Here is a 16,118-nt window from a genome sequence, read left to right as displayed (position 1 = left end):
GCCCTTGTTCGCTGCCGCACAGGCAGCTCAGAAATTCTGCAGCTACAGCAGCACGACCCTGCGCAAGTTCGCTGCCGCACAGGCAGCTCAGAAACCATATTGGCCCACTTGCTATCGCTATTCGACGTTCGCTGCCGCACAGGCAGCTCAGAAAGCGCAGGAACGCCTTGCGCGGATCGAGATCGGGTTCGCTGCCGCACAGGCAGCTCAGAAAAGCTCGCTCGGCATCCTCGGAATCCAAACCATGTTCGCTGCCGCACAGGCAGCTCAGAAAGAAGGTAGGCAGCGGGTACACGTAGTGCGTCAGTTCGCTGCCGCACAGGCAGCTCAGAAACGCAGCGGCGATGCAGTTTGAGTTGTCTCATTGTTCGCTGCCGCACAGGCAGCTCAGAAACGCAGCGGCGATGCAGTTTGAGTTGTCTCATTGTTCGCTGCCGCACAGGCAGCTCAGAAATTCAACCCCCTGATGCTCATCGCCGCAAAGCAGTTCGCTGCCGCACAGGCAGCTCAGAAAACAGCCGGTCGCCGGGCTGGCCATAGGGGCTTGTTCGCTGCCGCACAGGCAGCTCAGAAAATGACCCCGCGCCGCCGCCTTTTCCACGCAGCGTTCGCTGCCGCACAGGCAGCTCAGAAAGTGTACACGTGGCCTGCGGTGACGACTTCCAAGTTCGCTGCCGCACAGGCAGCTCAGAAAAGCCGAAGTTCACGTTGGATACGCCGGTCGGTGTTCGCTGCCGCACAGGCAGCTCAGAAAAATGGCATGAAGTTCCAGATTTTCCACTTGCCGTTCGCTGCCGCACAGGCAGCTCAGAAAAGCAAAAGCTGCTGGTGAAGAAGCGGCCTGAGGTTCGCTGCCGCACAGGCAGCTCAGAAACACTGCAGGCCCAGCCAGGCACCAAACGGCTCGTTCGCTGCCGCACAGGCAGCTCAGAAAGATGAGCAAATCGGCCATCTGGCGCAGGCTGCGTTCGCTGCCGCACAGGCAGCTCAGAAATCGAAAGCAACGGTTTCGCCCGATGCGGGAAAGTTCGCTGCCGCACAGGCAGCGCAGAAATGCGGGTCCAGCTGGGTGACCTGCGAGAGCTGGTTCGCTGCCGCACAGGCAGCTCAGAAAGTCCTGTCCATGCCCAGCACCAATTTGTCGATGTTCGCTGCCGCACAGGCAGCTCAGAAACCAACAACACCCTCGAGCAAAACAAAGGGGCCATCGGCCCCTGTGTTTTTGTATTCCGGCAGGGTCAGTCCCCACCCGCCCTCAATGCGCTTGGGGCCACCTTGCTCACGATCAGGATCAGCGACAGGGTCAGCAGCATCAGCAGGCTGGAGATCGCGTTCACTTCCGGGTTGAGCTTCACTGGCACTTTCACACGGCTGTAGATTTCCAGCGGCAGCGTGTTGGAGCCGACGCCGGCGGTGAAGAAGGAGATCACGAAGTCGTCGATCGACAGCGTGAACGCCATCAGCGCACCGGCGATGATGCCCGGCATGATCAGCGGCAGGGTAATGCGGCGGAAGGCGGTGATCGGGCTGGCGCCCAGGTCGCGCGCGGCTTCGACCAGCGATTCGTCCATGCCCTGCAAGCGCGAGCGCACCACGATGGCGACGAAGCCGATGCAGAAGGCAATGTGCGACAAGGTGATCGATACCAGCCCCAGGGTCATGTTGAGCATGACGAAGAAGATCAGCAGCGATACGCCGGTAAGGATTTCCGGAATGGCAATCGGCGTGAGCACCAGCACCGGCAGCAGGCGCAGCCGGTACTTGTACATGGCATAGCCGGCCAGGGTGCCCAGCACGGTGGAAACCACGCAGGTGACAAAGCCGATGGCCAAGGTATGGCTGGCGGCTTCGATCATCACGTCGTCGTGGAACAGCTGCTTGTACCAGTCGAGGGTGAAGCCCACCCATTCGGCGTTGAGCGCCGAATCGTTGAACGAAAACACCACCACGATGGCCAGCGGCAGATAGAGGAAGGCGTAAACCAGAGAGGCCGCGCCCCATACCCAGCGGGAGACTTTCATGCGCGCTCCTTCTTGCGGCTGCCGGCCCAGCCAGCGATGGCAGCCATCAGCAATACGGCAAGGGTGAGCATGATGGACAGCGTCGAGCCGAACGGCCAGTCGCGGCTATCCAGGAATTGTTGCTTGATCAGATTGCCGATCATGCCGGTATCTGTGCCCCCCAAGAGATCGGGGATGGCAAACATGCCCAGCGCCGGAATGAATACCAGGGCGGTACCCGCCCATACGCCCGGCAGGCTGAGCGGCCAGGTGATGCGCCAGAAGCGCTGCCACGCGTTGGCGCCGAGGTCTTGCGCGGCATCGAGCAAGGCCATGTCGTGCTTTTCCAGATTGGCATACAGCGGCAACACCATGAAGGGCAGGTGCACGTAGACCAGACCGACAATGACGGCAAACTCCGAGAACAGCATGGTGACCGGCGCAATGCCGAACAGCGCCAGGAATTTGTTCAAGCCGATGCTGAAATAGCTCTGCGGGCCGAGGATGATCATCCACGCATACACGCGGATCAAAAAGTTGGACCAGAACGGCAGGATGACCAGCAACACCAGCAGATCGCGCGTCTTTTTGGCGCTGCGCGCGATCAGCCATGCCAGCGGGTAGGCCAGCACGATGCAGATGACGGTGGTCAGCCCGGCATACCAGAACGACTTCAGAAACAGCTGCGCGTAGATGCTGTCTTCAAAGAAGCGGCCGAAATTCTCGAAGGTAATGAAGTCATGCCAGTTACCGGCATTGATCAGCACCTGCGTATGGCCGGCATCATCGGTTTGCACCATGGGTACCAGGCCACCGTAATCACCGGGAATACGGAAGGCGGCAAACACCATGATCAACGACGGTGCGGCAAAGAAGATCAACAGGTACAACAGCGGCGGGCCGGAAATCAGCCAGCGGCTGAAACGGGTGGAGAGATTGCGCATCACGCCCCCCTTAGCCGAGCAGGAAGTGGCCGGCGTCGTAACGCCAGGCCAGCTCCACCGCATCGTTGTCGTCGAAGAAGCGCGCACGGCCCGGCGCCGAGTTGGGCAACATGGTTTCCACCAAGGTGCCGTTATCCAGCTCGACGATATAGATGGTCACGTCGCCCAGATACAGGCAATCGTGCACCTTGCCCGTGAAGTGCACTTCGTCGGCATCGTGCGCCACGCTGGCAGCCAGACGGATTTTCTCCGGGCGCAGGGTGAGCGTGCCGCTCTGGCCGACCTGTGCACCGTCCACCGGCAGCGTTTCGCACACACCCACGCCGGGGATTTCCACCTTCATGCGCTCGCCGCCTACCTCGACCACCTTGGCGTCGAGCAGGTTGCACTGGCCAATGAAGTCGGCCACGAAGCGATTCTTGGGGTAGCTGTATATCGTTTCCGGCGCATCAAGCTGCGCCACTTCGCCCTTGTTCATCACCGCAATGCGATGGCTGAGCGCCAGCGCTTCACCCTGATCGTGGGTCACATACACGAAAGTGATGCCCACTTCCTTCTGCAGGTTGATCAGCTCCAGCTGCATTTCTTCACGCAGCTTGGCGTCGAGCGCGGACAGCGGCTCGTCCAGCAACAGCAGACGCGGGCGGTTGACCAGTGCACGGGCAATGGCCACGCGCTGGCGCTGGCCACCGGACAACTCGTGCGGAAAGCGCTTGGCAAACTGCTGCAGGCGCACGTCTTCCAGCACCTCGGCCACGCGGGCCGGGATGTCGGCCTTGGCCACGCCGGCCATCTGCAGCGGAAAGGCGATGTTCTGCGCCACCGTCATGTGCGGGAACAGGGCATAGCTCTGGAACACGGTATGCACCGGGCGTTTTTCCGGCGGCACCTGGCTCATGTCCTTGCCGTCGAGCAGGATCTGGCCCGAGTTCGGCTGCTCGAAACCGGCCAGCATGCGCAACAGGGTGGTCTTGCCGCAGCCCGACGGGCCCAGCAGGGTAAAGAATTCGCCGGCTTCCACCGACAGGCTGACGTGGTTGACGGCAGTAAAATCGCCGAAAGTTTTCACCACGTCACGGATTTCGAGCAGCGCCATCGCAGCAATCGTCCCAAGTCTTGAAATTTTGCGGGCGATTCTAACAAAAACCACCCGGCCGGGCAGGCCCAAACGAGTGTTTTCCTGCCAGCCGGATCAAGGGCTTGCGTGTGCCCTGCCCCGTTTGCGCCCCGCCATGGCAATACGGCACGCAAACCCGTCGCGGCACGCGCATATAATCGATCCCTCTCACATGGCAGCGCGCGGAGTACCCCGGCTCATGATGGACTGGCAGCAACTGCTTTCGGCACACCGACTGGGCGCCGAGCCCGGCGACGACACCCCGCTGCAAAGCGGCCGCAGCAACTTCCACAAGGATCACGACCGCATCGTGTTCTGCTCGCCGTTCCGGCGCATGGGGCGCAAGACGCAAGTGCACCCGATGACCGAGAACGACCACGTGCACACGCGGCTGACGCACAGCATCGAGGTGGCCTGCGTGGGGCGCTCGCTGGGCGTACTGGTGGGCGAAGCACTGCGCGACAAGCTGCCGGCCGGCATCAACCCGTATGACCTCGGCGCCATCGTGCAGGCGGCCTGCCTGGCGCATGACATCGGCAACCCGCCGTTCGGCCATGCCGGCGAATACGCGATCCGCGACTGGTTCCGCCGCGACGAGCACGCCTATCTGCTGCAGCACCTGAACGCCGACGAACGTCGCGACCTGATGACCTTCGAGGGCAACGCGCAGGGCTTTCGCATCATCACCCAGCTGGAAAACCACCGTTTTGAAGGCGGGCTGCGGCTGACCTATGCCACGCTGGGCGCCACCTTGAAATACCCGTGGAGCAGCGATCATGCCGGCGAGAAAGGCAAATTCAGCTGCTACCAGAGCGAAACCCAGCAACTTGCACACGTGGCGCAGCGACTGGGCCTGCCCCAGCTGGAAGATGGCCGCTGGGCACGCCACCCGCTGTCTTACCTGATGGAAGCGGCCGACGACATCTGCTACGCCATACTCGATCTGGAAGACGGCATCGAGATCGGCATGTTGTCGTTCGAGACCGTTGAACCCATTTTGCTGAAGATCGTCGGTGGCGATGCCGCGCTGCTGGCGCTGGAAGTTGCCGCCGCGCCGTCGGTACGGCGCAAGATTTCGCTGCTACGCGGCAAGGCCATCGACCGCTGCGTGCGCGATGTGGCTGCCACCTTCATCGCCCAGTACGACAGACTGATGGATGGCCGCTATCAGGGCGACCTGCTGAACGACTGCCCGGCGGGCATGCGCCACGGCATCAACGAGGCCAAACAGCTGGCGCGCGACCGTATTTTCAACGAACGGCGCAAGATCGAAATCGAAGTCGGCTCATTCACCTGCCTCGACATCCTGCTGGATGCCTTTTGCAAGGCGGCCTACCAGCAGAAAGTCAGCAGCGAAATGCCGTTCCGCCTCAAGCGCGTGCTCGACCTGATGGAATACAACGCCCCCAGAAAGGAATGGCCCATGTACGAAACCTACCGCCGCGTGCTCGACTTCATCGGTGGCATGACCGACAACTACGCCACCTATCTGGCGCAACAAGTAGGGGGGATGGGGCGATGAAACTGCATATCGCAATCAGCGCACTCTTGCTGGGCAGCACGCTCAGCGGCTGCGCCGTGGTCAGCACGGCGGTGACTGTTGGCGCCACTGCCGTGAACGTGGCCACCACCGCAGTCAACGTCAGCACCACGGCAGCCGGCGTGGCATGGGACGTGGGCAAGGCTGGCGTGAATACCGCCGGCAAAGTGGTCGATCTGGCGGCGGATGCCGCACAGAACAGCCCGGCGCCCGCAGCCCCGGCTCGCGCCATCGGCGGCAATGCCAATACGCAGCAGCTCAAGCAAGATTGAGCTAGGGCCTGTTAACACTTATTTCGCGCTTGCGCTGGGCCGCAAAGAGGTCAGCTACAAGGCACGCAACGCGGCAATAACCGGTTATTGCCAAGGCGCGTAACGCCGTAGATGGCCTCTTTGCGGCCCAGCCCTGCGGGTTCGGGGTATTTCGGGCGGTTCGCTGCGTTGCAAACCGCTTGCGGTACCCGTACCGCGGCGCGTTCTGCGCCTTGCGCTCCATCCCGAACTACCCCGAACGCAAGCGTGAAATAAGTGTTAACAGGCCCTAATCACAACACCGGATGCCCACCGGCCACCTCCAGCGGTAAGTTGATCGTTGGTAGCCTCACCACAGAATATATCCATGACCACACCACTGAATGTTGCCCTGCTGGGCTACGGCTATGCCGGCAAGACCTTCCACGCCCCGCTGATCGCCGCCACGCCCGGCCTGCACCTGACCGCAGTGCTATCGTCCAGCCCGGCCAAGGTGCATGCCGATTTCCCGGCTGCGCAGGTGCATGCCGAAGCAGCGGCCATCCTGGCCGACCCGCTCATCCAGCTGGTGGTGATAGCCACGCCCAACGACACGCATCACCCCTTGGCCAAGACCGCATTGCTGGCAGGCAAGCATGTGGTGGTCGATAAACCCTTCACGCTGACCGTGGCCGAAGCGCGCGAGCTGGAGCAGATTGCCGGCGAACGGGGGCTGCTGCTGTCGGTGTTCCACAACCGCCGCTGGGATGCTGACTTTCTGACGGTGAAGCACCTGATCGAATCGGGCCAGCTGGGCCGTGTGGCGCAGTTTGAATCGCACTTCGACCGCTTCCGCCCAGAGGTACGCCAGCGCTGGCGCGAGGGTGCCGGGGCCGGCGCGGGGCTGTGGTATGACCTTGGCCCGCACGTGATCGACCAGGCGCTGCAGCTGTTTGGCAAGCCGCAAGCGGTATACGCCGATCTGGCGGTGCGCCGCGATGGCGGCCTGTCGGTGGACGATGCGCATGTGCTGCTGCGCTACGCCGACAAGCGGGTGATCCTGTCGGCCAGCATGCTGGTGGCCGGCGGCAGCCCGCGCTTTGTCGTGCACGGCACGCGGGCCAGCTTCGTCAAATACGGACTGGATACGCAGGAAGACATGCTCAAGGCCGGCCTGCAGCCCGGCTGCGCCGGTTGGGGCGACGACCCGCGCCACGGCGAACTGCTGATCGGCACCGCTGGTGAGCCACAGCGCGAAAGCGTGCCCACGCTGACTGGTGATTACCGCGCCTACTATGGCGGTGTTCATGCCGCCATCACACAAGGGGCCGCCAATCCGGTGCCGGCCGATCAGGCCATTGCGGTGATGGAGATACTGGAACTGGCGCTGCGCAGCAGTGAGGCGAAGCGCGAGCTCTCCCTGTAAAAGCAGGATTGCGCTGGTGCAATCGAAATGCCATTCGGTGCCACTCACGAGCGGCAGCGAGGCGCCCTCGCGGCGGCGAGGGCGGGGGCGTGGAGTCAAACAGTGTGAGCGCAGCTGTTTCGCCAGCCCCGACACGTGAGAACCCGGCTTGGCCGGGTTCTTGATGTCGCTTACTTCTCGGCAACGGGAGCCAGATCGCAGGCGCTCACAACACCACGCTACGCCCGCCATCCACTGGCAACACGACACCGGTCAGATAAGGCGCATTGAGTAAAAACTCGATCGCCTGTGCCAGATCATCCGGCGCGCCAATGCGCTGCAGCGGGATGGTGTCGAGGATGCGTTGCTGCTCGGTGGCGTCAAACGCCTTGCCGTGCTCGGGCCAGATATTGCTGCCGGGGGCGACGGCGTTCACACGCACGGTGGGTGCAAGCTCGCGCGCCAGGCCGCGTGTCATCGCCACCAGCCCGGCCTTGGCGGCCGTGTACAGCATGTATTGCGGATAGGGGCGCTCGGTGTGGATGTCGGCGATGCTGATGATGCAGCCATGGGTTTTGGTCAGCTCGGGCGCGGCGGCTTGCGCCAGGAACAGCGGTGCCTTGAGGTTGGAGCCGAGCAATTCATCCCACGCGGTTTCGCTGAACTGGCCAATGGGCGTGGCGTAGAAGGTCGAGGCATTGTTGATCAGCGCATCCAGCCGGCCAAAGTGTGCGATGGCGGCAGCCACCAGCTCGGGCAGGCGTGCGGTATCAAGCAGATCAAGCTGCACGGTGATGACCGAATCCGCGCGCTGTGCGTTCAACTCGGCCGCCAGCGCATCGGCATCCGCGCTGCTGGCGCGGTAATGCAGCACAATGCGCCAACCGGCCGCATGCAATCGCCGGACAATGCCGGCCCCCACCCGCCGTGCGCCACCCGTGATCAGCGCCACGCGCGCTGCGCTACCCTCTGCCTGCTCCGCCATCTCGCCCTCACGGTTTACAATTCGGTTAAACCAAGGATTTTCACGCGATGATGCAGACCCCGCAACTCCCCGCCCCCACACCCGAAGCGCTGGCCGCCAGCAACGTACTGCTTGAGCGCATCCGCAGCGCCATCGAAGCCGCGGGCGGCTGGCTGCCGTTCAGCGATTACATGCGCATGGCGCTGTATGAGCCGGGCCTCGGTTATTACTCGGGCGGCGCGACCAAATTTGGCGAAGCGGGCGATTTTGTGACCGCGCCCGAGCTCTCACCGCTGTTCGGCGCCTGCATTGCCGAGACCGCCGCCGCCGTGCTGCAGGCGCTGAAGGGCGGCGACGTGCTGGAGTTCGGCGCCGGCACTGGCGTGCTGGCGGCGCAAATCCTGGCCGGGCTGGAACGGCTTGATGGCCTGCCCGATCACTATTACATCGTCGATCTGTCTGCCGAACTCAAGCAACGCCAGCTGCAGACGCTGCAAGCGCGCGTGCCGCACCTGGCCGACCGTGTGGTATGGCTGAACGAGCTGCCCGATCATCTGCATGGCTTTATCGTCGCCAACGAGGTGCTTGATGCCATTCCCTGCAGCCTGATCCACACCAGCGATGCGGGCGTGAGCGAGCGCGGCGTGAGCTGGCAGGCCGGGCAACTGGCGTGGGCCGACCGGCCGGCCGGCATCGCACTGCAAGAAGCCGTGGACGAACTGGGCCTGCCGCCCGGCTATACCACCGAGGTCTCGCTCGAAGCGCGCGGCTTTACCGCCAGCCTGGCCACCGTGCTGGAGGCCGGCGCCGCGCTGCTGATCGATTACGGCTTTCCGGCGCGCGAGTATTACCACCCCGAGCGCCATATGGGCACCTTGATCGGCCATTACCGCCACCACAGCATTCATGACCCGTTCTTTTTGCCGGGGCTGACTGACCTGACCTGCCATGTCGATTTCTCGGCCATTTTCGAGGCCGGCAGCGATACCGGCCTGATGCTGGAAGGCTATGTGAACCAGGCGCAATACCTGCTTGATACCGGCATCCTGGCCAAGCTGGAAGGGCTGGGCGCTGATAACGCCAAGCTCTACCTGCCCGCTGTAGGCGCAGTGCAAAAGCTGACCAGCCCGGCCGAAATGGGCGAGTTGTTCAAGGTCATGGCGTTCTCGAAGAATCTGGCATTGCCGGCGCTGCTGCCGGGTTTCCGGCAGGCGGATGAATCGTATCGGCTCTGAGGGTCTTGACAGCTCATTTGAATTCAAAGAGAATCGCCGGCTCTCATGGCTATGTAGCTCAGTCGGTTAGAGCACAGCACTCATAATGCTGGGGTCGCAGGTTCGAGTCCCGCCATAGCCACCAAGATGTAAAGCCCGAGTCCAGCAGGACTCGGGCTTTTTGCGTTGACGGCCTGTGCGCATGCCGCGTGCTACCATCATGGAAAACACCTTCGTTTCCGGAGACGACCATGCGCAAGATATTGTGCCTGCTGTTCTGCCTGCCGCTGCTGTGCTTTGCCGCACGCCCGCTGCCGCTCAACGCCACGCTGGGCGACATGGCAAGCTACAGCCCGCAAAACATCAAGATAGACGGCAAGACTTATCAAGGCGGCGCCGGGCTGCGGGTGTACAACACCGATGGCCTGATCATCATGCCGGCTGCGGTACCGCAACGCAGTCCGGTACTGTTCCAGCTTGAGCCTGCCGGCTACGTGTGGAAAATCTGGCTGTTGACCGATGACGAAGCAAAGTCCGTCAAGCAAGCCCAACAAGCCGCCAAAGAGGCAGCAGCACAGCAATGAGCAAGAAAGTATTCATCAAGACCTTCGGTTGCCAGATGAACGAGTATGACTCGGACAAGATGGTTGACCTCCTCAACGCCACCGAAGGGCTGACCAAGACCGACAAGCCGGAAGAAGCCGACGTCATCCTGTTCAACACCTGTAGCGTGCGCGAAAAAGCGCAGGAAAAGGTGTTCTCGGACCTCGGCCGCATCAAGGAACTCAAGCTTGCCAACCCGAATCTGGTGATCGGCGTGGGCGGCTGCGTGGCCAGCCAGGAAGGCGAAGCCATCGTCAAACGCGCACCCTATGTGGACGTCGTGTTCGGCCCGCAAACGCTGCACCGCCTGCCGGAGCTGATCGCAAAGAAGCGCGCGTCGGGCGTGTCTCAGGTGGACATCAGCTTCCCGGAGATTGAAAAGTTCGACCACCTGCCACCTGCCAAGGTGGAAGGCGGCACAGCGTTCGTCTCGATCATGGAAGGTTGCTCCAAGTTCTGCTCGTTCTGCATCGTGCCGTATACGCGCGGGCAGGAAGTGTCGCGCCCGTTCGAGGACGTGCTGACCGAAGTGGCGCTGCTGGCGCAGCAAGGCGTAAAGGAAGTGACGCTGCTGGGCCAGAACGTGAATGCCTATCGCGGCAAGATCCTGGATGGCGAGGAAGGCGACATTGCCGACTTCGCCATGCTGCTCGAATACGTGCACGACATTCCGGGCATCGAGCGCATGCGCTACACCACCAGCCATCCGCGCGAGATGACCCAGCGCATCATCGACTGCTACCGCACCTTGCCCAAGCTGGTGTCGCACCTGCATCTGCCGGTGCAGGCCGGCTCGGACCGCACCCTGGTGAACATGAAGCGCGGCTATACCACGCTGGAATACAAGTCGCTGGTGCGCAAGCTCAAGGAAGCACGGCCGGGCATCTGCCTGTCGAGCGACTTCATCGTTGGCTTCCCCGGTGAAACCGAAGAAGACTTCGAAAAGACCATGAAGCTGATCGAGGACGTGCAGTTCGACGCCAGCTTCAGCTTCATCTACAGCATGCGCCCCGGCACGCCGGCAGCCGATCTGCCGGACGACGTACCGCCCGAGGTCAAGACCAAGCGCCTGATGCGCCTGCAAGCGCGCATCGAAGAGTTCGCCCAGCAGGTCAACCGTGACATGGTGGGCACCGTGCAGCGCGTGCTGGTGGAAGGCCATGCGCGCAAGAACGCCGACGAACTGGCTGGCCGTACCGACAACAACCGCATCGTGAACTTTGCCGGCAACCCGCGGCTGATCAACCACTTCACCGAAGTGCTGATCACCGAGGCGTATCCGCACAGCCTGCGCGGCGAGATCGTGACCAAGGAAAGCGTCGGCGCGTAATGGCCGGCGCGGGAGCCACCAGATGCGCCGCGCCACCATCCTCTATCTCAAGCGTCATCCACTGGCTGCCGTGCTGGTGATGGCGCTGGCTTTCGTTACGCTCACCGCCAGCTCGGTCAACCTGCTGATGCTGCTGCACGCCAACCTCGATTTCATCTGGCGCAGTGGCTGGTGGGCGCTACGCGAAGGCGCCCTGCTGCAGTTGCTGGGCCTGCTGCTCAGCGCGATCATTGCGCTACTGAGCTACCTCGTTTTCAAGACCTGCGAGAAACTGCTGGTCGAAAAAATCACCGACATCTCCGTGCCGCCAGCGGCGGCCGTTCCCGAAAAGCCCGCAAAGGACGCCACGCATGGCCAAAGACCTTGAACTGATTGCCCCGCTGACTGAAAACGAGCTCGACGAACTCGCTACCTTTCTGGAATCGGATGCCGCACCCGAGCAAGCCATGGACCTGTCCATGCTGCACGGTTTTCTGACCTCGCAACTGGTGGCACCGGAAGAGCCACTGCCCGATGCCTGGTTCGGCATGGTGTGGGGCGAACATGGCGAGAAACCACAGTGGGCGTCGGTGGCGCAACAGCAGCGCATCGAAGACCTGATCCTGCGCCTGTACAACCAGCTTTCCGACGAAATCCGCGCCGAGCCGCCCAGCTTCACCCCCATGGTGTATCTGGATGAAGAGCGCCAGCTCGATATCGTGCAGCAGTGGTGCTATGGCTTCATGCTGGGCACTTCGCTCGATCAGGCCGGCTGGCAAGCCATGCTGGACGACGATGACGGTGTCGAGCTGATCGCCCCCATCATCGACTGCGCCGACGAAGAGGCACGGGCCTCGCTGGAGGAAGCCGGCGACGATCTGGCCCAGTTCGAGCACGAGCTGGCCGCAGCGCTGCCGGAAATCGTGCCGGCCATCGCGCACTACTGGCAGGAACGCCGCGCACCGGCCAAGCGCCCGGGCCGTCGCAGGTGAGAGCCTTGCCCCTGTGGCACCCATGATTGGTGCAGAAACCGCATCAAGAACCCGGCCAAGCCGGGTTCCTGCCAGATTTTGCAGGTGATGCTGCGGCTCTCTCTTGATTGATTCCACGCCCCCCGCCCTCGCCGCCGCGAGGTAGCCTCGCCAAGGCTCGCCAGTGGCACGGGCTTGGCCTTGCTTGAATCAAGCACCGCAAGCATGGCGGACATCAGGAACCTGTTACGATCTGGCAGCGTCAGGTTCACGCTCACCAGCATCACAAACAAGCAACGAGGTTATCAACGCCATGGAAAGCTGGGTCATCTACGCACTGCTTTCCGCGCTGTTTGCCGGCATGGTCGCCGTATCGGCCAAGGTCGGGCTGGCGCACATCAGCGGTGATCTGGCGCTGGCCATCCGCACGGCGGTCATTTTCGTGCTGGTGGCAGTGCATACGCTGATCGGCCGCAGCTATGTCGATGCCGGCAAGCTCAGCCCGCGCGAATGGGGCTTTCTGATCTTCTCCGGCGCGGCCACCATGCTGTCGTGGCTGTGCTATTACCGCGCGGTCAAGCTTGGCCCGGTGTCGGGCGTGGCGCTGATCGACAAATCCAGCGTGCTGATCACCGTGCTGCTGGCCATCTGGCTGCTGGGCGAGCCGCTGACCTGGCGGCTGGCTGTCGGCGGTGCGCTGATGCTGGCCGGTTTTCTCGTCCTCTCGCTGCGCTGATTGCCTACCTTGACCACACGCCCGTTCCGCTCATTGCTCCCCGCCCTGCTCCAACTGCTGGCCGCCGTTGTCCTGATCGCCGTTGGTGCAGGTTGGGATCAAGTTGGCTGGGTGGCGTATCGCGCACCGTGGCTGCCCGTTGCCGCCATCGCCAGCGTGCTGCTGGCCATTCTCATCGTCGCGCTGCGGCGGCGCTACTGGCTGGCGCTACTGCTGCCGGCCCTGCTCGCCATCTGGCTGAATACCGGCTGGTGGGCCAGTCACGCATGGCAGCGTCAGCAGGTATTGCGTGCCGACCCGGCACTGGCACAATCCATAGGGCGGCATTTCATTGTGGGTTACACCGATGCGGCCGAGCTGGACTTGCTGATCGAGCGTGGACTGATTGGCGGTGTCTTTCTCACCAAACGCAATCTGGTCGGGCTGGATGCAGCCGGCATCACCCGGCTGACCACGCACTGGCAAACCCTCAGCCAGCAGCACGGCTACGGCCCGCTGTTGATCGCCACCGATCAGGAGGGCGGCATCGTGGCGCGGCTGTCGCCACCACTGCCCAAGCAACCGCCACTGGGCAGGTTGCTGGCTGCGGGTGGTGACACGGCGCTCATCGCCAACACCTATGGCAAAGAGCAAGGCAGCGGTTTGCAGGCGCTGGGCATCAACCTCAACTTCGCCCCGGTGGTCGATCTGGATCATGGTGTCGACAACCCGGATGACCGCTACTCGCGCATCAGCAGCCGCGCACTGGCCAGCGATCCGGCCACGGTGGTGCGTGCTGCTGATGCCTATTGCGCGGCGCTGGCCAGCTACCGGGTGCGCTGCACGCTCAAGCACTTTCCTGGCCTTGGCCGCGTATTCGAGGATACGCATGCCGACAGCGCCACCATCACCACGCCGCTGGCCGAGCTGCAGCGCAGTGACCTGCTGCCCTTCCAGACGCTGATGCAACGCCCCGACATCGCCGTGATGCTCACGCATGCGCGGCTGGCCGCGCTGGATGCCACTTATCCGGTATCCAGCTCCACCGCCGTGGTGCAGCAGCTGTTGCGCCAGCAATGGCATTTCAACGGTCTCTTGGTGACCGATGACCTGAGCATGGCCGCCGCGCGCGAACAAGCCGGCGGCCTGCCGCTGGCGGTGCGACGCTCGCTCAATGCCGGCGTGGATGTACAGCTGGTGTCATGGGACCCGGCCTTGTATTACCCGCTGCTGGCCGCATTGATTGAGGATGCCCGCAGCGGCAGGCTGGACACGGCAGCGCTGCAGCAAAGCACCCAGCGCCTGACCCGCATGGCCGGAGGCCGCCCGGTGGTACTGCCGGCCGCACGCTGATTTCTGGGATAATCCCGACCTACCGCACCACGAGCGCAAGAGAAGCCGCACTTTGATATCCGATACGATTTCTTTCCTCCCCGCCGACAACACCCGCCTGGCCAATCTGTGCGGGCCGCTGGATGAAAACCTCAAGCAGATCGAAACCGCGCTGGACGTGGGCATTGCGCGCCGCGACGCCAATTTCCGCATCAGCGGCAAGCCGCGCCAGATCAAGCTGGCGCTGGATGCACTTGAATACTTCTACAACGAGGCGTTGCTGCCGCTCGATATCGATTACATCCAGCTTGGCCTCGTCGAGCTGACCCGCTCGCCGGACGACATGGAAATCGACCCCGATGCGCCGGTGCTGAAAACCCGCCGCAGCGACCTGCGCGGCCGCACACCGCGCCAGACCGAGTACATCAAGGCGGTGCAGGCCCATGACATCACCTTCGGTATCGGCCCGGCCGGCACCGGCAAGACCTATCTGGCCGTAGCCTGTGCGGTCGATGCGCTGGAGCGCGATGTGGTGAAGCGGCTGGTGCTGGTGCGCCCGGCGGTGGAAGCCGGCGAGAAGCTGGGCTTTCTGCCTGGCGATCTGGTGCAGAAGGTCGACCCCTATCTGCGCCCGCTGTACGACGCGCTGTACGACCTGATGGGCGTGGACAAGGTCACCAAGCTGTTCGAGAAGGGCATCATCGAAATCGCCCCGCTGGCCTTCATGCGCGGCCGCACACTCAACCATGCCTTCGTGATTCTGGATGAAGCACAAAACACCTCGCCCGAACAGATGAAGATGTTCCTCACTCGGATCGGCTTTGGCTCCAAGGCCGTCATCACTGGCGACCCGACCCAGATCGACCTGCCCAAGCACCAGAAATCGGGCCTGATCGATGCGCAGGAAGTGCTGGACGGCATACGCGGCATTGCACTGCATTACTTCACCAGTGCCGACGTGGTGCGCCACCCGCTGGTGCAGAAAATCGTCGATGCCTACGACCGCAAGGGCAAGGAACGCGAAGCGCAAGCAGCGCAGAAGAAAGCCGAGCGTGATGCTGCACGCGCCGGCGAAGGGGAGCAAGCATGAGCAAGCGACTGAAACTGGCGCTGCAGATCGAATCACAAGCCGAAGGGCTGCCGGGCAAGCTGCAGCTCAAATGCTGGGCCGAGACCGCACTGCAGCCGGGTGTAAAGCGCGCCGAAATCACCGTGCGCCTCGTTGACGAGGAAGAAGGCCGCCAGCTCAACCGCGACTATCGCGGCAAAGACTACGCCACCAATGTGCTGAGCTTTACCTTCGACGAGGACCTGCCGGAGATCGAGGGCATGCCGCTGTTGGGTGATCTGGTGCTGTGCGCGCCGGTAGTGGCCCGCGAAGCCGCCGAGCAGGGCCTGTTGCTGGCCGCACACTACGCACACCTGATCGTGCACGGCATGCTGCACCTGCAAGGCTTTGACCATATCGACGATGTGGAAGCCGATGCAATGGAAGCGCTGGAAACACGCTTGCTGGCTGCGCTGGGCATCAATGACCCGTATGCAAGCGAGAAAGACGGCGCCATCGATGATTGATGGCTGACTGAGCGAGCAGCACCGCATGACAAAACGCCCGGCAAGCCGGGCGTTTTGCTTTTGCGATAACTAGGGCCTGTTAACACTTATTTCGCGCTTGCGCTGGGCCGCAAAGAGGTCAGCTACAAGGCACGCAACGCAGGCAAAACCGGTTTTGCCAAGGCGCGTAACGCCGTAGATGGCCTCTTTGCGGCCCAGC

General features: G+C 62.7%; 16 protein-coding genes, 1 tRNA gene and 1 CRISPR repeat array. Of the genes, 13 read left to right on the top strand and 4 right to left on the bottom strand.

What is annotated here, in order from left to right; genetic code table 11:
- Positions 1-6: 6 nt before the first annotated feature.
- A CRISPR array of direct repeats spans positions 7-1,174; the repeat unit is 28 nt; unit sequence GTTCGCTGCCGCACAGGCAGCTCAGAAA.
- Between the two features lie 64 nt (positions 1,175-1,238).
- Genes B9A19_RS02030 through B9A19_RS02020 form a run of 3 tightly spaced genes read right to left on the bottom strand, consistent with a single transcriptional unit; the run spans position 1,239 to position 4,040 of the window.
- Positions 1,239-2,021 (bottom strand): ABC transporter permease, encoded by a 783-nt coding sequence (locus B9A19_RS02030; protein WP_084088880.1) that lies wholly within the window; start codon positions 2,019-2,021, stop codon positions 1,239-1,241.
- Positions 2,018-2,944 (bottom strand): ABC transporter permease, encoded by a 927-nt coding sequence (locus B9A19_RS02025; protein WP_084088879.1) that lies wholly within the window; start codon positions 2,942-2,944, stop codon positions 2,018-2,020. Before B9A19_RS02025 ends, B9A19_RS02030 begins: the two co-directional genes overlap by 4 nt.
- Before the next feature lie 10 nt (positions 2,945-2,954).
- Positions 2,955-4,040, bottom strand: coding sequence for an ABC transporter ATP-binding protein (locus B9A19_RS02020; RefSeq protein ID WP_084088878.1), 1,086 nt, complete (start codon positions 4,038-4,040; stop codon positions 2,955-2,957).
- Between the two features lie 220 nt (positions 4,041-4,260).
- Here B9A19_RS02020 and B9A19_RS02015 point away from each other — a divergent pair, with 220 nt between their 5' ends.
- From B9A19_RS02015 to B9A19_RS02005, 3 genes are all read left to right on the top strand, one after another.
- Positions 4,261-5,583: a deoxyguanosinetriphosphate triphosphohydrolase gene (locus B9A19_RS02015; protein ID WP_084088877.1), complete on the top strand. Its 1,323-nt coding sequence runs from the start codon at positions 4,261-4,263 to the stop codon at positions 5,581-5,583.
- Positions 5,580-5,873: a hypothetical protein gene (locus tag B9A19_RS02010; protein ID WP_084088876.1), complete on the top strand. Its 294-nt coding sequence runs from the start codon at positions 5,580-5,582 to the stop codon at positions 5,871-5,873. Before B9A19_RS02015 ends, B9A19_RS02010 begins: the two co-directional genes overlap by 4 nt.
- 346 nt (positions 5,874-6,219) lie before the next feature.
- Positions 6,220-7,257 (top strand): oxidoreductase, encoded by a 1,038-nt coding sequence (locus B9A19_RS02005; protein WP_084088875.1) that lies wholly within the window; start codon positions 6,220-6,222, stop codon positions 7,255-7,257.
- Positions 7,258-7,462: 205 nt separating this feature from the next.
- On the opposite strand, the gene B9A19_RS02000 is transcribed toward B9A19_RS02005, so the two are convergent.
- A complete protein-coding gene (locus B9A19_RS02000) occupies positions 7,463-8,221 on the bottom strand; it encodes a pteridine reductase (protein ID WP_084088874.1) in 759 nt (252 codons plus the stop codon).
- Positions 8,222-8,268: 47 nt separating this feature from the next.
- Here B9A19_RS02000 and B9A19_RS01995 point away from each other — a divergent pair, with 47 nt between their 5' ends.
- The 10 genes from B9A19_RS01995 (at position 8,269) to ybeY (ending at position 15,919) form a co-directional block, all read left to right on the top strand.
- On the top strand, positions 8,269-9,435 hold the full coding sequence (locus B9A19_RS01995) for a class I SAM-dependent methyltransferase (RefSeq protein WP_084088873.1): 1,167 nt from the start codon (positions 8,269-8,271) through the stop codon (positions 9,433-9,435).
- Between the two features lie 47 nt (positions 9,436-9,482).
- Positions 9,483-9,559 (top strand) — tRNA-Met (locus B9A19_RS01990).
- Between the two features lie 106 nt (positions 9,560-9,665).
- Positions 9,666-9,998, top strand: coding sequence for a hypothetical protein (locus B9A19_RS01985; RefSeq protein ID WP_084088872.1), 333 nt, complete (start codon positions 9,666-9,668; stop codon positions 9,996-9,998).
- Positions 9,995-11,347, top strand: a complete 1,353-nt coding sequence (miaB, locus tag B9A19_RS01980) for a tRNA (N6-isopentenyl adenosine(37)-C2)-methylthiotransferase MiaB (protein WP_084088871.1) — start codon at positions 9,995-9,997, stop codon at positions 11,345-11,347. Before B9A19_RS01985 ends, miaB begins: the two co-directional genes overlap by 4 nt.
- A gap of 22 nt (positions 11,348-11,369) precedes the next feature.
- Positions 11,370-11,714, top strand: a complete 345-nt coding sequence (locus B9A19_RS01975) for a hypothetical protein (protein WP_084088870.1) — start codon at positions 11,370-11,372, stop codon at positions 11,712-11,714.
- Positions 11,698-12,318, top strand: a complete 621-nt coding sequence (locus B9A19_RS01970) for a UPF0149 family protein (protein WP_084088869.1) — start codon at positions 11,698-11,700, stop codon at positions 12,316-12,318. The genes B9A19_RS01975 and B9A19_RS01970 overlap by 17 nt, the downstream gene beginning before the upstream one ends.
- Before the next feature lie 292 nt (positions 12,319-12,610).
- Entirely contained in the window at positions 12,611-13,033 is a 423-nt protein-coding gene (locus B9A19_RS01965) for an EamA family transporter (protein ID WP_084088868.1), read from the top strand.
- A 9-nt stretch (positions 13,034-13,042) separates the two neighbouring features.
- A complete protein-coding gene (locus tag B9A19_RS01960; protein ID WP_176216735.1) occupies positions 13,043-14,365 on the top strand; it encodes a glycoside hydrolase family 3 N-terminal domain-containing protein in 1,323 nt (440 codons plus the stop codon).
- Positions 14,366-14,417: 52 nt separating this feature from the next.
- Positions 14,418-15,434: a PhoH family protein gene (locus tag B9A19_RS01955; protein ID WP_084088866.1), complete on the top strand. Its 1,017-nt coding sequence runs from the start codon at positions 14,418-14,420 to the stop codon at positions 15,432-15,434.
- On the top strand, positions 15,431-15,919 hold the full coding sequence (gene ybeY, locus B9A19_RS01950; protein WP_084088865.1) for an rRNA maturation RNase YbeY: 489 nt from the start codon (positions 15,431-15,433) through the stop codon (positions 15,917-15,919). The genes B9A19_RS01955 and ybeY overlap by 4 nt, the downstream gene beginning before the upstream one ends.
- The last annotated feature ends 199 nt before the right edge of the window (positions 15,920-16,118 follow it).

Source organism: Andreprevotia lacus DSM 23236 (assembly GCF_900176275.1).
GTDB classification, from domain to species: Bacteria; Pseudomonadota; Gammaproteobacteria; order Burkholderiales; family Chitinibacteraceae; genus Andreprevotia; species Andreprevotia lacus.
Note: the sequence above shows the minus strand (reverse complement) of the source record. Positions and strands in the feature narration are given on the sequence as shown.